General features: G+C 73.8%; 14 protein-coding genes. 6 read left to right on the top strand and 8 right to left on the bottom strand.

Going from position 1 to position 17577, the window contains the following annotated elements:
- The 3 genes from HW130_RS33765 to HW130_RS33755 form a co-directional block, all read right to left on the bottom strand.
- A partial coding sequence (locus HW130_RS33765) for a biotin/lipoyl-containing protein (protein ID WP_305737820.1) occupies positions 1 to 627 on the bottom strand: 627 nt, incomplete at its 3' end.
- A gap of 90 nt (positions 628 to 717) precedes the next feature.
- Positions 718 to 2106, bottom strand: a complete 1389-nt coding sequence (gene lpdA, locus HW130_RS33760; protein WP_177153597.1) for a dihydrolipoyl dehydrogenase — start codon at positions 2104 to 2106, stop codon at positions 718 to 720.
- Between the two features lie 446 nt (positions 2107 to 2552).
- Complete coding sequence (locus tag HW130_RS33755) at positions 2553 to 4064, bottom strand: leucyl aminopeptidase (RefSeq protein WP_177153596.1); 1512 nt, start codon at positions 4062 to 4064, stop codon at positions 2553 to 2555.
- Between the two features lie 285 nt (positions 4065 to 4349).
- On the opposite strand from HW130_RS33755, the gene HW130_RS33750 reads away from it, so the two are divergent.
- The 4 genes from HW130_RS33750 to HW130_RS33735 are packed head-to-tail and all read left to right on the top strand — an operon-like array spanning position 4350 to position 10441.
- Entirely contained in the window at positions 4350 to 6395 is a 2046-nt protein-coding gene (locus tag HW130_RS33750; RefSeq protein WP_177153595.1) for a hypothetical protein, read from the top strand.
- A 58-nt stretch (positions 6396 to 6453) separates the two neighbouring features.
- A complete protein-coding gene (gene pelF, locus HW130_RS33745) occupies positions 6454 to 7920 on the top strand; it encodes a GT4 family glycosyltransferase PelF (RefSeq protein ID WP_177153594.1) in 1467 nt (488 codons plus the stop codon).
- Positions 7917 to 9797, top strand: coding sequence for a hypothetical protein (locus HW130_RS33740; RefSeq protein WP_177153593.1), 1881 nt, complete (start codon positions 7917 to 7919; stop codon positions 9795 to 9797). Before pelF ends, HW130_RS33740 begins: the two co-directional genes overlap by 4 nt.
- Positions 9794 to 10441 (top strand): spherulation-specific family 4 protein, encoded by a 648-nt coding sequence (locus HW130_RS33735; protein WP_177153592.1) that lies wholly within the window; start codon positions 9794 to 9796, stop codon positions 10439 to 10441. The genes HW130_RS33740 and HW130_RS33735 overlap by 4 nt, the downstream gene beginning before the upstream one ends.
- Here the strand turns inward: HW130_RS33735 and HW130_RS33730 are convergent.
- Entirely contained in the window at positions 10423 to 11211 is a 789-nt protein-coding gene (locus HW130_RS33730; RefSeq protein WP_177153591.1) for an adenosylcobinamide-GDP ribazoletransferase, read from the bottom strand. The genes HW130_RS33735 and HW130_RS33730 overlap by 19 nt on opposite strands.
- 67 nt (positions 11212 to 11278) lie before the next feature.
- On the opposite strand from HW130_RS33730, the gene HW130_RS33725 reads away from it, so the two are divergent.
- The gene (locus HW130_RS33725) at positions 11279 to 12034 is read left to right on the top strand and encodes a hypothetical protein (protein WP_177153590.1); all 756 of its coding nucleotides are present in this window, start codon (positions 11279 to 11281) and stop codon (positions 12032 to 12034) included.
- Here HW130_RS33725 and HW130_RS33720 read toward each other — a convergent pair.
- The 4 genes from HW130_RS33720 to HW130_RS33705 all read right to left on the bottom strand — a co-directional run bounded on the left by HW130_RS33720 (position 11983) and on the right by HW130_RS33705 (position 17183).
- Positions 11983 to 12690: a hypothetical protein gene (locus HW130_RS33720; RefSeq protein ID WP_177153589.1), complete on the bottom strand. Its 708-nt coding sequence runs from the start codon at positions 12688 to 12690 to the stop codon at positions 11983 to 11985. The genes HW130_RS33725 and HW130_RS33720 overlap by 52 nt on opposite strands.
- The gene (locus tag HW130_RS33715) at positions 12687 to 14546 is read right to left on the bottom strand and encodes a phosphatidylglycerol lysyltransferase domain-containing protein (protein ID WP_177153588.1); all 1860 of its coding nucleotides are present in this window, start codon (positions 14544 to 14546) and stop codon (positions 12687 to 12689) included. Before HW130_RS33715 ends, HW130_RS33720 begins: the two co-directional genes overlap by 4 nt.
- An 85-nt stretch (positions 14547 to 14631) precedes the next feature.
- Complete coding sequence (gene cobT, locus HW130_RS33710) at positions 14632 to 15729, bottom strand: nicotinate-nucleotide--dimethylbenzimidazole phosphoribosyltransferase (protein ID WP_177153587.1); 1098 nt, start codon at positions 15727 to 15729, stop codon at positions 14632 to 14634.
- 254 nt (positions 15730 to 15983) lie between these two features.
- Complete coding sequence (locus tag HW130_RS33705; protein WP_177153586.1) at positions 15984 to 17183, bottom strand: bifunctional adenosylcobinamide kinase/adenosylcobinamide-phosphate guanylyltransferase; 1200 nt, start codon at positions 17181 to 17183, stop codon at positions 15984 to 15986.
- 91 nt (positions 17184 to 17274) lie between these two features.
- Between HW130_RS33705 and HW130_RS33700 the strand changes: the two genes are divergently transcribed.
- Positions 17275 to 17478, top strand: coding sequence for a hypothetical protein (locus HW130_RS33700; protein WP_177153585.1), 204 nt, complete (start codon positions 17275 to 17277; stop codon positions 17476 to 17478).
- Positions 17479 to 17577: the final 99 nt, after the last annotated feature.

Raw genomic sequence — 17577 nt, 5'->3', positions numbered from 1 at the left:
CGGAGCGCCGATGACGGCCAGCTTGGCGCCGACCTCGGCGGTCTCGTCCTCTCCGACCACGATCTCCAGCAGCACACCGGAAGCCGGGGCCGGGATCTCGGTGTCGACCTTGTCGGTGGAGACCTCGAGCAGGGGCTCGTCCTCCGTGACCTCCTCGCCGACCTCCTTCAGCCAGCGGGTGACGGTGCCCTCGGTGACGCTCTCGCCGAGCGCGGGGAGGACGACGTCGGTGCCGGCGGCGGAACCGCCGCCGGACGCGGCCTCGGCCGTCGGGGCCGGAGCCGGAGCGGCGACCTCGGTGGACGGGGCGGCCTGCGGGGCCTCCTGGGCCGGGGCCGGGGCCGGGGCCTCGGCGGCGGCCGGAGCCGGGGCGGCAGCAGGCGCACCCGTGCCGTCGTCGATGACGGCCAGCTCGGCGCCGACCTCGACGGTCTCGTCCTCGGCGACCTTGATGGAGGCCAGGACACCGGCGGCCGGGGCCGGGATCTCGGTGTCGACCTTGTCGGTGGAGACCTCGAGCAGCGGCTCGTCGGCCTCGACGCGCTCACCCTCGGCCTTCAGCCAGCGGGTGACGGTGCCCTCGGTGACGCTCTCGCCGAGCGCCGGAAGGGTTACGGAAACCGCCATGGTTTCAGTTGCTCCTTACGGTGGGTCTCCCCAGCTCGTGCGAAGCAGGAGCGAGGGGAAGTGCGGAAGTGGTCGTCGCGCCCGGACTGATCAGTCGTGGGAGTGCAGCGGCTTGCCGGCCAGGGCCAGGTGGGCCTCGCCGAGGGCCTCGTTCTGCGTCGGGTGCGCGTGGATGAGCTGCGCGACCTCGGCCGGCAGAGCCTCCCAGTTGTAGATCAGCTGCGCTTCGCCGACCTGCTCGCCCATACGGTCACCGACCATGTGGACGCCGACCACGGCACCGTCCTTGACCTGGACGAGCTTGATCTCGCCCGCGGTCTTGAGGATCTTGCTCTTGCCGTTGCCCGCGAGGTTGTACTTCAGGGCGACGACCTTGTCCGCACCGTAGATCTCCTTGGCCTTGGCCTCGGTGATACCGACGGAGGCGACCTCGGGGTGGCAGTACGTCACCCGCGGCACGCCGTCGTAGTCGATCGGGACGGTCTTGAGACCGGCCAGCCGCTCCGCCACCAGGATGCCCTCGGCGAAGCCGACGTGCGCGAGCTGGAGCGTCGGGACCAGGTCGCCGACCGCGGAGACGGTGGGGACGTTGGTCTGCATGTACTCGTCGACCAGGACGTAGCCGCGGTCCATCGCGACGCCCTGCTCCTCGTAGCCGAGACCGGCCGAGACCGGGCCGCGGCCGATGGCGACCAGCAGGACCTCGGCCTCGAAGGTCTTGCCGTCCGCGAGGGTGACGCGCACACCGGTCTCGGTGTACTCGGCCTTCTCGAAGAAGGTGCCGAGGTTGAACTTGATGCCGCGCTTGCGGAACGCGCGCTCAAGAAGCTTCGAAGAGTTCTCGTCCTCGACCGGGACCAGGTGCTTGAGGCCCTCGATGACGGTGACGTCGGTGCCGAAGGACTTCCACGCCGAGGCGAACTCGACGCCGATGACGCCGCCGCCCAGGATGATCGCGGACTGCGGGACGCGGTCCAGCTTGAGGGCGTGGTCCGAGGAGATGATGCGGTTGCCGTCGATGTCCAGACCCGGCAGCGACTTCGGCACGGAGCCGGTCGCCAGCAGGACGTGGCGGCCCTGGACGCGCTGGCCGTTGACGTCGACGGAGGTGGGGGAGGACAGGCGGCCCTCGCCCTCGATGTAGGTCACCTTGCGGGAGGCGACCAGACCCTGCAGGCCCTTGTACAGGCCGGAGATCACGTCGTCCTTGTACTTGTGGACACCGGCGATGTCGATGCCCTCGAACGAGGTCTTGACACCGAACTGCTCGGCCTCGCGAGCCTGGTCGGCGATCTCACCGGCGTGCAGCAGAGCCTTGGTCGGAATGCAACCGTTGTGCAGGCAGGTGCCGCCGAGCTTGTTCTTTTCGATCAGTGCGACGTCCAGGCCCAGCTGAGCTCCGCGCAGCGCCGCAGCGTAACCGCCGCTACCGCCGCCGAGGATCACTAGGTCGAAAACGGTGCTGGCGTCGTTCGCCACGTCACGTCCTCCATGCATGTGCGCCGTTCGCCGTCGTCGATGACGGGCGGCGGCTGGTGTTCGGCCGCTTAGTCTTCGGCCCTGTGGTGGGGGCCCTGTCCTGCCGAGAACCCATCTTCGCACTTGTCGACGGGCGGCGGGACGCGGGGCCGGAGCTTGAGACAGTGAGCTTGAACGCGTTGTGCGGCTACCGGGGGGTATGGGGGCGGTCCGCTGCGCGGGCCCTTTCCCCACTCCGTCCCGTAACTGCGGCTTCGCCGCAGGCCGCGTACGCCTGGCGGCCGTGGAGGTGCCTCGGACGGGCTGGACCTCGCTCCGCGAGATCCAGCCCCGCGAGATCGAGGTGCTGGGGCTCCCCCACGCCCGCGGGGCGTAGGCAGGGTTCCGTCCCACGGCCGCCAGGCCGTAGGGGGAGGGTCCGGGGGCAGAGCCCCCGGACAGACGCCTCAGCCCAGGTCGCCGGCGGCCGTGCGCTCCGCCAGCTTGACCAGCGTGCGGACCGCCGAGCCGGTGCCGCCCTTGGGCGTGTAGCCGTACGGCGCGCCCTCGTGGAAGGCCGGTCCCGCGATGTCCAGGTGCGCCCAGGTGATGCCCTCGCCGACGAACTCCTTCAGGAAGAGGCCGGCCACCAGGCCGCCGCCCATGCGCTCGCCCATGTTGGCGATGTCGGCGGTCGGCGAGTCCATGCCCTTGCGCAGGTCGGCGGGGAGCGGCATCGGCCAGGACGCCTCGCCCACCTCCTCGGCGATCTCGTGGACGGCCGTACGGAAGGCGTCGTCGTTCGCCATGATGCCGAAGGTGCGGTTGCCGAGCGCCAGCACCATCGCTCCGGTCAGCGTCGCCACGTCGACGATCGCGTCGGGGTTCTCCTCCGACGCCTTCGTCAGCGCGTCGGCGAGCACCAGGCGGCCCTCGGCGTCGGTGTTGAGCACCTCGACCGTCTTGCCGCTGTACATGCGCAGCACGTCACCGGGGCGGGTGGCCGAGCCGGACGGCATGTTCTCGGCGAGCGCCAGCCAGGCGGTGACGTTGACCTCGAGGCCCAGGCGGGCGGCCGCGACGACGGCGGCGAACACCGCGGCGGCGCCGCTCATGTCGCACTTCATCGTCTCGTTGTGGCCGGCGGGCTTCAGGGAGATGCCGCCCGAGTCGTACGTGATGCCCTTGCCGACCAGGGCCAGGTGCTTGGCGCCCTTGGAGTGTGTGTAGGACAGCTTCACCAGGCGCGGCGGGTTCTGCGAGCCCTGGCCGACGCCGAGGATGCCGCCGAAGCCGCCCTTGGCCAGCGCCTTCTCGTCGAGCACCTGCACCTTGATGCCGTGCTCCTTGCCGGCCGCGGTGGCGATGGCGGCGAAGGACTCGGGGGTGAGGTCGTTCGGCGGGGTGTTGATCAGGTCGCGGGCGCGGTTGATCTCCTCGGTGAGGGCGATCGCGCGCTCGGCGGCGGCCTTGAACGCCTTGTCGCGCGGCTTCGCGCCGAGCAGCGCCACCTCGGCCAGCGGCTTCTTGCCGTTCTTGCCGTTCTCCTGGTAGGCGGTGAACGCGTACGCGCCCAGCAGCGCGCCCTCGGCGATGGCCTCCGCGTCCTCGACCGCCTCTATCGGCAGCGCGAAGGCGGCCTTCTTCGAGCCGGCCAGCGCGCGGGCCGCGCTGCCGGCCGCACGCCGCAGCGCCTCGGTCTCGTACGCCTCGTCCTGCTCGGGCGCCGCGCCGAGCCCCACCGCCAGGACGACCGGCGACTTGACGCCGACGGGTGCGGGGAGCTTGGTCACTTCGCCCTCGGCACCACTCGCGCCGAGGGTCTCCAGGACGGCGGCGAGCCTGCCGTCGAACGCCTGGTCCACGGCCTCCGCGCCCGGTGCGACCACCGGGCCCTTGGCCCCCTTGGCGACACCGACGACGACGGCGTCGGCGCGCAGCGTCGCCGCGCCGGCAGTGCTGAGAGTGAGAGCAGTCACGGTGGTGAAATCTCGCTTCCGTTGAGTTCCGAGGCCGCAGCGGCCGTACACGGGGATGGATCGGCATCCCACGACGGGGAAGAGCCTACGCGCGGTCGTACGCCTCGCTCACGGCGACGGCGGTTCACTCGTGCGTGGTGTCTCTTTCATCTTTGAGCCAAAGGCCGTGAGAGGTCAGCCACAGTCGGGCCGTTCGGGCAAGGGGACGCCGTGTTCCTTTGCATCATCTCCACGGATCCTCCTCGTGGCTGACCGTGCCCGGGGAGGGCATGCAAGGGGGGAATCATGGAGTTGCACGGATCACGCATGGGCAGAGCCGCCGCGGCGGTCGTCGCCGCCGCCTCGCTGGCGACGGCGGTCCCGGCGGCCTCGGCCGCCGCCGCACCGCTGCCCCGGATCGATCTGACCGTCCTCGTCGTCGACGACGGCGGCGGCGCGGTCGACGCGATCGTCTCGGAACTGCAGAGCACGGGGGTGCCGTACCGGAAGGTCGACCTGACCGACCCCGGCCGGCCCGTCGTGGACGCCGCGTTCCTGAGCGACACCCTCGACGGCCGGCCGCGCGCGAAGTACCAGGGCGTGGTCGTCCCGGACGAGGACCCGTTCGGCGCGGACACGGCCCGCGGGGCGGACGAGAACGCGGCGCTTTTCGCGTACGAGAGGACGTTCGGGATTCGTCAGGTCGACGCCCACACCTGGTCGCATCCGCGGGTCGGCCTGGAGTACGTGGACGTCGGCGGATACGCGGGCGCCCTCGACGGCGCCCCGAGCGCCCTCACCGCGGCCGGCCGCTCCGGTCCCTTCCACTACCTCGACGGGCCCGTCGCTTTCGAGGACAACTCGCCGACGGTGACGGAGAGCTACGGCTATGCCGGCCGGCCGCGCGAAGGGTTCACCAGCTACCTGGACACGCCCGTCGGCGACGGAACCGCGCGCGGCAGCCTCATCGGCGAGTACGCCCACGACGGACGCAGCGAGCTGGTGGTGACCTTCGCCTACAACCGGCACCAGCGGCAGTTCCGGGTCCTGGCCCGCGGCATCGTCGAATGGCTCACCCAGGGCGTCCACCTCGGGCAGAGCCGCCAGTACTTCTCCGTGCACGTCGACGACGTCTTCGCGCCCGACGCCCGCTGGGACACCGACCGCAACTGCACCCCCGGCGACTTCGACTGCACCGGCGCCGGAGAGGAGACGGCCCCGATCCGTATGACCGCGGACGACGCCGCGTACGCCGCGGCCTGGCAGCGCACCGCCGGCTTCACGCTCGACATGGTGCACAACGCGGGCGCGGGCGAGGAGTGGAGGGCCGAGCACGGAGGCAGCGACCCGCTCACCGACCGGCTCCTCGCCGACAAGGCGCAGTACCGCTGGATCAACCACACCTACACCCACCCCTTCCTCGGCTGCGTCCAGGACGTGTCCGTCGTGCCGTGGCAGTGCGCGAAGGACGCCGCGGGCAACACGCGCTGGACCAGCCGCGCCGAGATCTCCGCGCAGATCCGCGACAACCACGACTGGGCCGTGCGCAAGGGCCTCGCCGTCGACCGCGCCGAGCTCGTCACCGGCGAGCACTCCGGTCTCAGGACGCTGCCGCAGCAGCCGGTGGACAACCCGAACCTCGCGGGCGCCCTCGCCGACAACGGCGTCACATGGATCGCGAGCGACAATTCCCGCGAACCGCAGCAGCGTCCCGTGGGCGCCGCCCGGACCGTTCCCCGCCACCCGATGAACGTGTACTACAACGTGGGCACCGCGGCCGAGATGACGGACGAGTACAACTGGATCTACAGCTCGGCGGCCGACGGGGGCAGCGGCGTCTGCGAGACCGACCCGTCCTCCACCTGCCTGCCCGAGCCGCTCGACACCGCCACCGGCTACGCGTCGTACATCGTGCCGCAGGAGGCCCGCACCGCGCTGGGCCACGTCGTCGCCAACGACCCCCGCCCGCACTACGTCCACCAGTCCAACCTCGCGGAGGAACGTATCCTCTACCCGGTGCTCGACAAGGTGCTCGCCGACTACCGCGTCCTGTTCGCGCAGAACACCCCACTTGTCAACCCGCGCCAGCGGGACACCGGCACCGAGCTCGCGCGGCGCGCCGCCTGGAGCAGGGCGCTGGCGCAGGGCAGGGTCACCGCGTACCGCATCGGCGGCACCGTCACCGTCAAGGCGCCGTCGGGCGTGGCCGCACCCGTCACCGCGCCGGACGGCACCCGCAAGCAACTTCTGTTGACCACCACGGCGTTCGGCACCGCCTACGCCGGGGCGCGGTCCGCCTGGACCACGCCCGCACCGCTCCAGTCGGCGATCACGCTGAGGCTCCCGTCCTGAGCCGCTGAGCCCTCGACGTATCGACCGCTCGCCGACCGCTGTCCTGGGGGGACGAACCATGCTGAGCTGTGGCCGCCATGTCACCATGCTCACCGAAGGCACCTATCCGCACGTCCACGGGGGCGTGTCCACCTGGTGCGACCAGCTCGTGCGCGGCATGCCGGAGGTCGACTTCCAGGTCGTCGCCCTCACCGGCAGCGGGCGCGAGCCGGTCGCCTGGGAACTGCCGCCGAACGTCTACCGGCACACCTCCTTCCCGCTGTGGGGCCCCGAGCCCGCCCGCCGGCGGCTGCCACGGCGGGAACGCCGCCGCTTCCTCGACGTCTACGAACGCTTCCTGCTGTCGCTGCTCGACCCGGCCGCCGACTGCGACTTCGGCGCGGCGCTGGACGAACTCACCGGCTACGCACGCGACGGCGGGCTGACGGCGGCGCTGCGCTCCGAGTCCGTGCTGCGCTCCCTGATACGGCTCTGGACGATGCCGCACCTGGAGATCTCCGCGACCGGGCCCACCGTGCACGACGCGCTCACCGCCACCGACCTCCTGGAGCACGCGCTGCGCCCGCTGGCGGCGCGGATACCCGACGACGCGATCGCGCACGCCGTCAGCGCCGGGCTCGCCACGCTCCCGGCACTCGCCGCCCAGCACGTCGACGGTGTGCCCTTCCTGCTCACCGAGCACGGCATCTACCTGCGCGAGCGCTATCTCGGCTACCGCGCCCAGGCGCAGCGCGCGCCCGTGAAGACGCTGATGCTCAGCTTCTACCGGGAGCTGAACTCGCTCGGCTACCGGCGGGCGGACCTGATCACCCCCTGCAACCGGTACAACCGGCGCTGGGAGGAGCGGGGCGGCGCGCCCCCGGAGCGCATCCGCACCGTCTACAACGGCGTCGACCCGCACGCCTTCCCCGACGCCGGGCCCGAACCCGACGTGCCCACCCTCTCCTGGGCCGGCCGGATCGACCCCATCAAGGACCTGGAGACGCTGATCCGCGCGTACGCGATGGTGCGCGCCGAACTGCCCGCCGTACGGCTCCGGTTGTTCGGCGGCGTGCCCGCGGGCGGGGAGGCGTACCGGGTCCGGCTGGAGAAGCTCGCGGCCGAACTGGGCGTCGTGGACGGCATCGCGTGGGAGGGCCGGGTCGGTGACGTGGCGCGGGCGTACGCGGCGGGCAGCGTGGTGCTGCTCTCCTCGATCAGCGAGGGGTTCCCCTTCTCGCTCATCGAGGCGATGTCCTGCGGGCGGGCGACCGTGTCCACGGACGTGGGCGGCGTGCGGGAGGCGGTCGGGGACACCGGCCTCGTGGTGCCGCCGCGTGAACCGGCGCTGATGGCCGAGGCGACGCTCGGCCTGCTGAGGGACGCCGGGCGGCGCGCGGAGCTGGGGCGGCGGGCCCGGCAGCGGGTCGTCGACCGGTTCACGCTGACGCGGTCGGTCGACGGCTTCCGCCGCATCTACCGCGAACTGGCCGGCTTCCCGGAGCCCGTGGCACAGCTTCGGTACGCCGAGGCGGTGGCCGGGTGAGCGGTCCCCTGTGGCAGGGGCCGGGGCCGCGGGCCGACGCCCTGCCCGTCCTGCCGCGGCAGCGCGGCGGGACGGCGGCCGACCCGGTGGACGCGCTCGCGGAGCGGCTGCACGACGTCCTCGCCGCGGCCGTGCACCCCGACGAGATCGCGGCGGTGCTCGAGTCCGACGGCATGACGGACGACCACATCCGGCTCACCTACGGCCGCCCGGACTCCTTCACGCTGGCGGAGGAGCTGTACGCCAAGGTCCCCCGCGCCCACCCCGAGCCTCCCGGACCGCCCGCCGACCCCTGGCAGGTGGGACTGCTCGGCTGCCTGCTGCGCGGTCTCGTGTTCGCGCTGCCCGGCCTCGCCTACGTCCTGGCCGCGCCGCTCCTCGCGGGAGCGGCCCTGGCGCCGCTGCTCGCGGGCGCGCTGACGGGCTGGACGTGGAACCAGGCGCTGTCCCACCGGGCCTACGCGTGGCTCGGCCTCGGCGACCGGGCCTCGGCCGTCCGCTGCCTGCGCGCCGGCGCCCCGGCGGGGGCCGTGCTCGGCACGGCGGCGGCGCTGCTGTGCACCGGAGCGGGCCAGTGGCCGTCCGCGGTGTTCGCCGCGGTCCAGTCGCTCTACCTGGCGGCGGCGACGCCCCTGCTGGTCCTGGACCGCGAACGGGCCCTGCTCTGGTGCCTGTCGCCCCTCCCGTCGGGTACGGTCCTGGTCCTGCTCCACGAAGCGATACCGCTGTGGGCGCGCACGGGCCTGCTGCTGGCGTCGCTGACGGCGGCCCTGGCGACGGCGACGGCGGTGCTGCGCCCGGCGGCCGGGGCAGGTGTGCGTCTGCGCGGAGTGCGGGGGCGCGTCCGGCGCGACGGGCCAGGACGACGGGACCCCCGCGCCCCGGCCGGGCAGCGCCCGCGCGGGGATGCGGGGCCGGCCGCCGGTGACGGCGGCACGGCCGGGGCACGGTCCGCGTGCGGCACGCACCCGGCCACCGGCACGGTGACGCGGCTACCGGGCGCGAGGTCACAGGGTGCGCTGCGCGGCTTCCGGCACGGGTGGCCCACCCGCCGGCCCGGTGCGGAAGGAGGCCGTCCCCGACCTGTCGACGTGGTGGCGGGCAGGCTGAGCTCGATCGCCGGTCGGGCGCCCGTCTCCGAGCGCGCCGGCGACGGCGGCACGGCGGGCGTGCGGCCCGTGTCCGCCGCCGGCGCACGCCCGGCTCCCGACGGGGTGCCGCGGGCTTCGGGCGCAGGCCGCCTCTGCCTGCTGAGAGCGGCCCGAAGGAGGCGACCGCCGCTCGCCGCGCCGCGGCTGGTCGCGTCCGTGCCGCACGGGCTGTCCGGGCTCGGCGTCGGAGTCCTCGTCCTGTACACGGCCCTCGGTGACGTCCTCGGCGGGCTGACCGGCGCCGCCGTCGCCGCGCCGTCCGCCGTCGCGCTCACCCTCAGCATGGGGCCCGCCGAGTGGCTGCTGCACCGCTTCCGCAGCGAGACCCTCGCCGGGCTGCGGGCCAGCACCACGGCCCGCGCCTTCCGGCGCACCGCCGCCTCCGTGCTCGCCGAGTGCCTCGCCGGCTACCTCGCCGTCCTGTTCGCGCTCGCGCTCGCCGGGACCCTGCTGTGGCCCGGCGCTCCCGCGCTCGGCGGCGTACGGCTCGCGACACTGCTCCTCATCGGCACGGTGCTGTGGACCGGGCTGCTGCTCCAGTCGTTCGGCGCCGTCACCGTCGCGGCCGGCGTGTGCTGCGCGGCGGCGCTCGTCCAGACCGCGGCGCTCGCCACTGGCACGGGCAGCCCGCGGGCGGCGGGGCTCGCCGTCGCGGCGACGGCGGCGGCCGTCCTCGTCGGACTCGTCTGCACCCTCCTGGGCCGGGCCACGGCACACCGCGTATGAGCAGACTCCTCGTCCCGTACTACGAGCACCCCGCCGACCGCCCCGCCGCCTGGGACGCCGTCGTCGCGGCCGCGCCCCGCCTCTACGGGGTCGTCCTCAACCCGGCCAGCGGCCCGGGCGCCGCACCCGACGCCGAGTTCGCCGCGGTAGCGGCCCGGCTGCGGGACGCCGGGGTGCGGGTCGTGGGCTACGTGGACACCGACTACGGCCGCCGCCCGCACGCCGCCGTCCTCGCCGACCTGCTGCGCCACCGCGACTGGTACGCCACGGACGGCGTCTTCCTCGACCAGGTCGCCTCCGGCCCGGAGACCCTGCCGCACTACGGTCGCATCGCCGTCGCCGCCCGCGCCGCGGGCGCCACGACCGTCGTCCTCAACCACGGCGTCCACCCCGACCCCGCCTACGCCGAACTGGCCGACCTGCTCGTCACGTTCGAGGGCCCCTGGGACGCCTACCGCACGACGGGCGTCCCGTCCTGGACGTCCGCGCACCCGCCGGAGCGGTTCTGCCATCTGGTCTACGCGGCCCCGCCCGACGCCCGCGCGGGCGCGGCGATCCACTGCGTGGTCCCCGGCACGGGCGCCCATCCGTGGGGCACGCTCCCGCACGCGCTGGCGCCCTCCGCCTACCGGCCGAAGTGGTGACCCAGCGTCAGCACGATCAGCGCGGCCGTCCCCGCCGTCTCCGCCAAGGCGCCGAACACGTCGCCCGTCACCCCGCCGAAGCGGCGCACGCAGTGCCGCAGCAGCACCTGCGCCGCGGCCAGGGCCGCGAGGACCGCGAGCGCCGCGTGCGGGGCACCGTACGGGCCGGTCAGCGCGCCCGCGCCCGCCGCGCACCCCGTCACCAGCGCCGCCACCGCGAACGCGAGACGTGCGGGGACGGACTCCGCGACCGCCGCGCCGAGGCCCTCCGGGCGCGCCGCCGGGACGCCCGTGCGGGACGCGAGGGTCAGGGCCAAGCGGGCCGTGACCGCCGACAGGGCCGCCGCGCCCGCTCCGAGCACCCAGCTCTGCGCGTACAGCCCGCTCAGCGCCGCGACCTGCGCCAGCAGCACGAAGAGCAACGTGATCACGCCGAACGGGCCGACGTCCGACTGCTTCATGATCCGCAGCGCGTCCTCGGCGGGCTTCCCGCTGCCCAGGCCGTCCGCCGTGTCGGCCAGCCCGTCCAGGTGAAGTCCGCGCGTGAGCACGGCCGGTACCGCGGCCGTGGCGACCGCGGCGAGCAGCGGCCCCGAGCCGAGCAGGAGCAGGACGCCGCCGAGCGCCGCGGCGCCCAGGCCCACGGCCAGGCCGGCGAGCGGCGCGCACAGCATTCCGGTGCGCGCGGCGTCACGGTCCCAGCGGGTCACCCGCACGGGGAGCACGGTCAGCGTGCCGAAGGCGAAACGCACGCCATGCAGAGCAGTCATCGCGCGAGGGTAGCCCGACGCCTGCGAAGCTGAATCGCCCATAACGCGCGAACCGGAAGCAGGTGGCATGGGTCACTGGTTCTATGACAACTTCGTCGAGCCGGGAAAGCTCCCCATGCTGCTCGCGCTGGCCTCGTTCGTCATCACCTTCCTCGTCACGCGCACGGTGACCCGGATGATCCGCGCGGGCCGCGGGCCCTTCAGGAACGTGTCTCCGGGCGGCATGCACATCCACCACGTCGTGCCCGGCGTCATCCTCGCCGTGGTCGGCGGGTTCGTGTCCCTCGGCGGCGACCGGCGCAGCGTCACCGCCTGCGTCGGCGCCGTCGTCTTCGGGGCGGGCGTGGGGCTCGTGCTCGACGAGTTCGCGCTGATCCTCCACCTCGACGACGTCTACTGGAGCGAACAGGGCCGCCAGAGCGTCGAGGTCGTCGTGCTCGCCGCGGCCCTCGCCCTCCTCGTGCTGGCCGGCTCGTCGCCCCTCGGGGTCAACGACCTCACGCCCGACGAACGGCAGAACCGCGCCTCGCTGATCCTCACCCTCGTCGGCAACTTCCTCCTGGTCGTCGTCGCCCTCTTCAAGGGCAAGCTGCGGATGGCCCTGATCGGCGTCCTCGTCCCCTTCGTCGCCCTGTTCGGCGCGGTACGGCTCGCCCGGCCCGGCTCACCGTGGGCCCGCCGCGCCTATCGCCGCCGGCCCCGCGCCCGCGCCAAGTCCGTGCTGCGCGCCACCCGCCACGACCGGCGCTGGGGCCGACTGCGCCGGCGGTTTCAGGACCTGATCGGCGGCGCGCCCGACCGGCTGCCGACCCGCAGACACTGACGGCGCCGGCGCAGCAGCGCGTCCGCCCCGCACACCACCAGTACCGCGCCGATCGCCGCCAGGTGCTCCTTGCCCGCCAGGTTCGGCTTGACGATCACTTCGACGATCATCGCCACGACGACCAGACCCGCCGTGACCCACGCCCTGTAGCGGTAGCAGACGAACACCGCGAGCCCGACCACCGCCGCCGACGGCCCCGTGTCCACGATCCGCGCGTCCGAGGCGGGCAGCCCGAACGGCCCGTCCGGGCCCACGGCGACACCGATCCGCGCGTACGTCGTCCCGGCCAGCGTCGACACGTAGGCGACGACCAGCGTGCGCCACCGCCCCAGAGTCAGCTCCGCGATGCCGAACACCAGCAGGATCTGTGCCAGCGCACCCCACACGGGCAGGTCCAGCGCCGGCACGAACAGCGACAGCGGTGTACGCAGCAGGGCGAGCCACAGCGGGTCCTCCGCCCGGACGAAGCCGACGTCGTGGACCAGCCGCAGGCCCCGGGGCCGGTGCTGGAGCACATAGAAGAAGGCGGTGAGCCCGACGGAGACGAGGGTGAGCGCGATCGCCCGCCACCGCCCCCGTACGAGTGCGGCACGGACTGTCGCGTACAGCGCGCCCCACTCACGGCGCGCGAACGCCGCAACGGACGCCGTGCTCACCGGGCGCTCCCCGGAAGCCGGCGGCGGTGCAGCCTCCCCCAGACCTCGCCCGGGGGGACCCCCAGCAGTCCCGGGGCCTTCACGAACCCCTCGGCGCGTGCGGCTGCGACGCCGATGCGCAGCAGATCGGCGCTCTTCTCGAAGAGCATGAATCGCGGCTCCCAGATCGGTCGGTACTTGGCGTTGGCCCGGTAGAGGGACTCGATCTGCCACCAGCGGGAGAAGAAGCCGAGCAGCGAACGCCACAGCCTCAGCACCGGCCCCGCACCGAGCTTCGAGCCCCGTTCGAAGACCGACCGGAACATCGCGAAGTTGAGCGAGACGTGAGTGATCCCGATCTCTTCGGCGCGCTGGAGGAGTTCGATGACCATGAACTCCGTCAGTCCGTTCTCCGCCTCGCGCTCGCGCCGCATCAGATCCAGCGACAGCCCCTTCGGCCCCCAGGGCACGAAGCTCAGCAGCGCCTTGAGCTCGCCCTCGCCGTCCGTGCACTCGAGCATCACGCAGCGCCCGTCCGCCGGGTCGCCGAGCCGCCCCAGCGCCATCGAGAAGCCGCGCTCGGTGGCGCCGTCGCGCCAGTCGTCGGCACGCCGCAGCAGCGCGCGCATCTCCGGCTCGGGGATGTCCTCGTGGCGGCGGATCCGCACCCGGTACCCGGCGCGGCGGACCCGGTTGCAGGCCTGGCGCACGGAGCGCATCGCCCGGCCCTCCAGCATGCTGCCTTTCCCCGGGGATTGGCCTCCGGGCCCCCAGTCGGCCGTTTCGACGATCGCCTCGTCGCCGAGTTCGAGGGCGTCCATGCCGTGCCGGGCGTACACGGTGCCCGCTTCCTCGCCCGCTCCCATCACCGCCGGGATCCAGCCGTGCTCGCGGGCCTCGGCCAGCCAGGGCTCGATCGCGCCGGGCCACGCCTCCGGGTCGCCGATCGGGTCGCCCGACGCGAGCGAGACCCCGCCCACCACGCGATACGCCACGGCCGCCTTGCCGGTCGGCGACCACACGACGCTCTTCTCGCGGCGCAGCGCGAAGTAGCCGAGCGAAGCGAGATGGGGGTACCCCCGGCCGAAGGCTGGGGGAGAGTCCCGCTCGCCGTGCCGCTCCAGCAGGGCGCGCAGCCTCGCCTCGTCGTCCTCGGTGAGCGGGTCGACGGCCCGGCGCGAACGGAACGCCGCGTACAGCACGGCCAGCAGCAGCAACATGGACATGACGTTGATGAGGACGTCCACCCAGCCGGGCGTGGTGATCTCGGGGAAGCGGTCCTCGTCGACGGCGATGGACACGAGCCGCATCGCGCCGTAGCGCCAGCGCTCCAGGAACGTCGAGCTCTGGGGGGAGGTGTTGGCGACGGTGACGAGGCCGGTGGCGAGCAGGGAGGTCACCAGCAGTCCGCCGACGGCGACGGCTGTGGCCAGCCTCGGGTTGGAGCGGTCGCCCTTCGCGTAGAACTCGCGGCGGCCGAGCAGCAGCGCGGCCATGAAGGCGGCGCTGAGCACGAGGGAGATCCAGTTCTGGGGGTGCTGCCGGATCTCGGGGAAGGTCATCGCGAAGGCGAACAGCAGCAGGAACACCCCGCCGAGGACGAGGTTCAGGATCCACGCGGCCCGTTTGCGGCGCCGCATGGTGATGGCCAGGAAGAGGGTGAACACGCCCGAGGCGAAGCCCGCGGTGAGCAGGTAGGGGGTGAAGTAGTTGTCCGTGTTGTGGCGGCGCAGGTCCTGGCCGAAGGCCACCCACACGGCGCTCAGGAAGTTGAGGAACGTCACGACCCGCAGGTACCAGACGGCGAATGCCGCGCTGCGCCGTGTGCGTGCGGTACTGCGCCTGGACTCTTCACCGAACGAACGGACTTCTCCCATGAAATGGGATCATATGGGGCATTCCGGGTCACGCGGGGCCGTGCTGCGGCCGCCGTCCCGTCGGCGGCCGCATCCGCCGGGTCCGTCAGTCCGTCCCGCTCGTGTCGTCGTCGTCCCCGTCCGTCCCGCCCGTCTCGGGCTCCCGCTCGGGGAGCTCCGCCGCGAAGGCGGCCGCCGCCTGGACCAGGGGGAAAGCGAGCAGTGCCCCCGTTCCCTCGCCGACCGTGACGCCGTGGTCGAGCAGCGGGGTGAGCGCCAGCCGGTCCAGCGCCTTCGCCTGCGCCGGCTCGCCGCTGAGCTGACCCGCGAGCCACCAGTCCGGCGAACGGAACGCCGCGCGCTGGCCCACCAGAGCGCACGCCGCCCCCACGACACCGTCCAGGACGACCGGCATCCGGCGCACCGCGCACTGCAGGAGAAAACCGGTCATCGCGGCCAGGTCCGCGCCGCCGACGGTCGCGAGCAGCTCCAGCTGGTCGCCCAGCACCGGCCGCGCCCGGCGCAGCGCGTCGCGGATCGCCGCGCACTTGCGCATCCAGGCCAGGTCGTCGATCCCGGCCCCGCCGCGACCGGTGACCACGGACGCGTCCGTGCCGCACAGCGCGGCGATCAGGGTGGCGGCGGCCGTGGTGCCGCCGACGCTGAGGTCGCCCAGGACGACCAGGTCCGTGCCGGAGTCGGCCTCCTCGTCGGCGATCGCCATGCCGAGGCGTACGGCCTGCTCGGCCTCCTCGGCGGTCAGCGCGTCCTCGATGTCGATACGTCCGCTGCCGCGCCGCACCCGGTGCTTCACGACGTCCTCGGGCAGCAGCCCGGGATCGCAGTCCAGTCCGGCGTCGACGATCCGCACCGGCACGCCGGAGCGGCGGGCCAGCACGGCGACGGGGCTCACGCCCTCCAGCACGGCCCGCACCAGCTCGTACGCGGTACCCGACTCCCGCCCGGACACGCCCAGTTCGGCGACGCCGTGGTCGCCGGCGAACAGCACGACGCGCGGCTGCTCGATGGCCCTGACGGGGACGGCGGCCTGCGCGGCCGCGAGCCACTCACCCAGCTCGTCGAGCCGCCCCAGCGAACCGGGCGGCACGACCAGCCGCTCCCGCCGTTCCTCGGCGTCGCGCCGGATGCCGCTGTCGGGGCGCTCGATCAGATCGGAGAAGTCGTCGAGATTCAGCCTGCTCATTCGCCGAACAGTACCGTTTCCCCACCGCGCCCCTTCCCTGAACCGGGGGCGCTGCCCCCGGACCCGCCCCCTACGGCCTGGCGGCCGTGGGAGGGACCCCCACCTACGGCCTGGCGGCCGTGGGAGGGACCCCCACCTACGCCCTGCGGGCGTGGGGGATCCCCAGCGGCTCAATCTCCCCCTACGGCCTGGCGGCCGTAGGGGGAGGGCGGGGTGGGGAAAGGCGCCCCTCGCCGCAGCAGCCCCCGCAGGGCTCAGCCCCGCAGGGGCAGCACCTGCCCCGCGACCACCAGCAGCACATGCTCGCACTCCTCGGCGAACGCCGCGTTCAGGCGGCCCAGTTCGTCGCGGAACCGGCGGCCCGACGGCGTCGCCGGCACCACTCCCGAGCCGACCTCGTTCGTGACCGCCACCACCGTCCGGCTCGTCTCCCGCACCGCGGCCACCAGTTCGGCCGTCCGCGCGCGCAACGTCCGCTCGCCGTGCGCCGCCCACTGCGCGTCGTCCCACGCCTCCGCCCGGTCCATCGCGTCGGTCAGCCACAGCGACAGACAGTCGATCAGCAGCGGCGGCCCGTCCTCGCCGAGGAGCGGCGCCAGGTCGCACGTCTCGGTCGTACGCCACGAACCCGGCCGCCGCTCGCGGTGCGCGGCCACCCGCGCCGCCCACTCGGCGTCACCGTCGCGGCGCCCGCCGGTCGCGACGTAGAGCACGTCCGGGAACGCCTCCAGCCGCCGCTCCGCCTCCAGCGACTTGCCCGAACGGGCCCCGCCGGTCACCAGCGTGCGCCGGGGCACGTCCGGGACCGCGTGGTACTCGCCGACGATCAGCGTCGTCCCGTCCGGCACCGCCCGCGCCCCCGCGGCCGCCAGCCGCCGCGCCAGCTCGGGACCGCCGGGCACGTGGTGGTCGATATGGACGGCGATCACGTCGGTCGTGGAGCCGATCGCCCCCGCGGCCCGCAGCCGCGCCACCGCGTCGGGCCGCCCCACGACGTCCGCGACGACCATCTCGTACGCCGCGAGCCCCTCGGCCAGACCGGCCGCCGCCGCGCCCGGCGGCAGGTACAGCAGCCGCTCGCCCTCCGGCGACGTCACCTCATATGCGGTGCCGGGAGCGTCCACCGACACCGCCCGCACCCGGTGACCGCTGATCAGCGTCAGCTCCCGCCCGTCCGGGACCCGGCCGGCCGCCGGCAGTCCGGCCGGGAGGTCGACGGCGGGCCCGTCGTGCGGATGGGTCAGCAGCACCTGGCGTACGCCGACGAGTGAATGCCCCGCCCGTGCAGCCGCCAGCGCGGCTCCAGGCGTGAGGTCGAGCAGCAGTGCGCCGTCCACGAGCAGGGCGGTGGCGGCCCGTGCCTCGGCGCCGCGAGCGGTCGCGCAGACGGCACAGGGGCAGTCGGGACGGGGGAGTCCGGCGGGCGCGCCGGTGCCGAGCAGAGTCAGTTCCACGTCCCTGATCCTCCCGCGTCCCCCCGGCGGGTGCGCGCCCGGCTACGCTGCGGGCAGCAAACTGATCAGCTGCCAGGACCCGGAGGCGCACATGGCATGGACGTGGCGGTTCGAGAAGTCCGACGGTACGGAGGTGCAGCCGGCCGTGGAGCCGGAGGAGTTCACCACCCAGGGCGACGCCGAGTCGTGGATCGGTGAGCACTGGAAGGAGCTCCAGGAGGGCGGGGCGGACCAGGTGGTGCTGTCGGAGGACGGGTCGAAGATCTACGGCCCGATGAGCCTCCACGCGTCGTAGCCCCGAGCGGACGGCGCACCGGGCCGCGCCGAGGGCGTGGCCCGGCCCGCACATCGCCGGCAATCGCGCGACCTCCGGGCGCGGCGGTCCCGGGCCCTA

The organism is Streptomyces sp. PKU-EA00015, assembly GCF_013387495.1.
GTDB lineage: Bacteria > Actinomycetota > Actinomycetes > Streptomycetales > Streptomycetaceae > Streptomyces.
The sequence above is the reverse complement of the archived record's forward strand: the minus strand, read 5'-3'. Positions and strand labels throughout refer to the sequence as shown.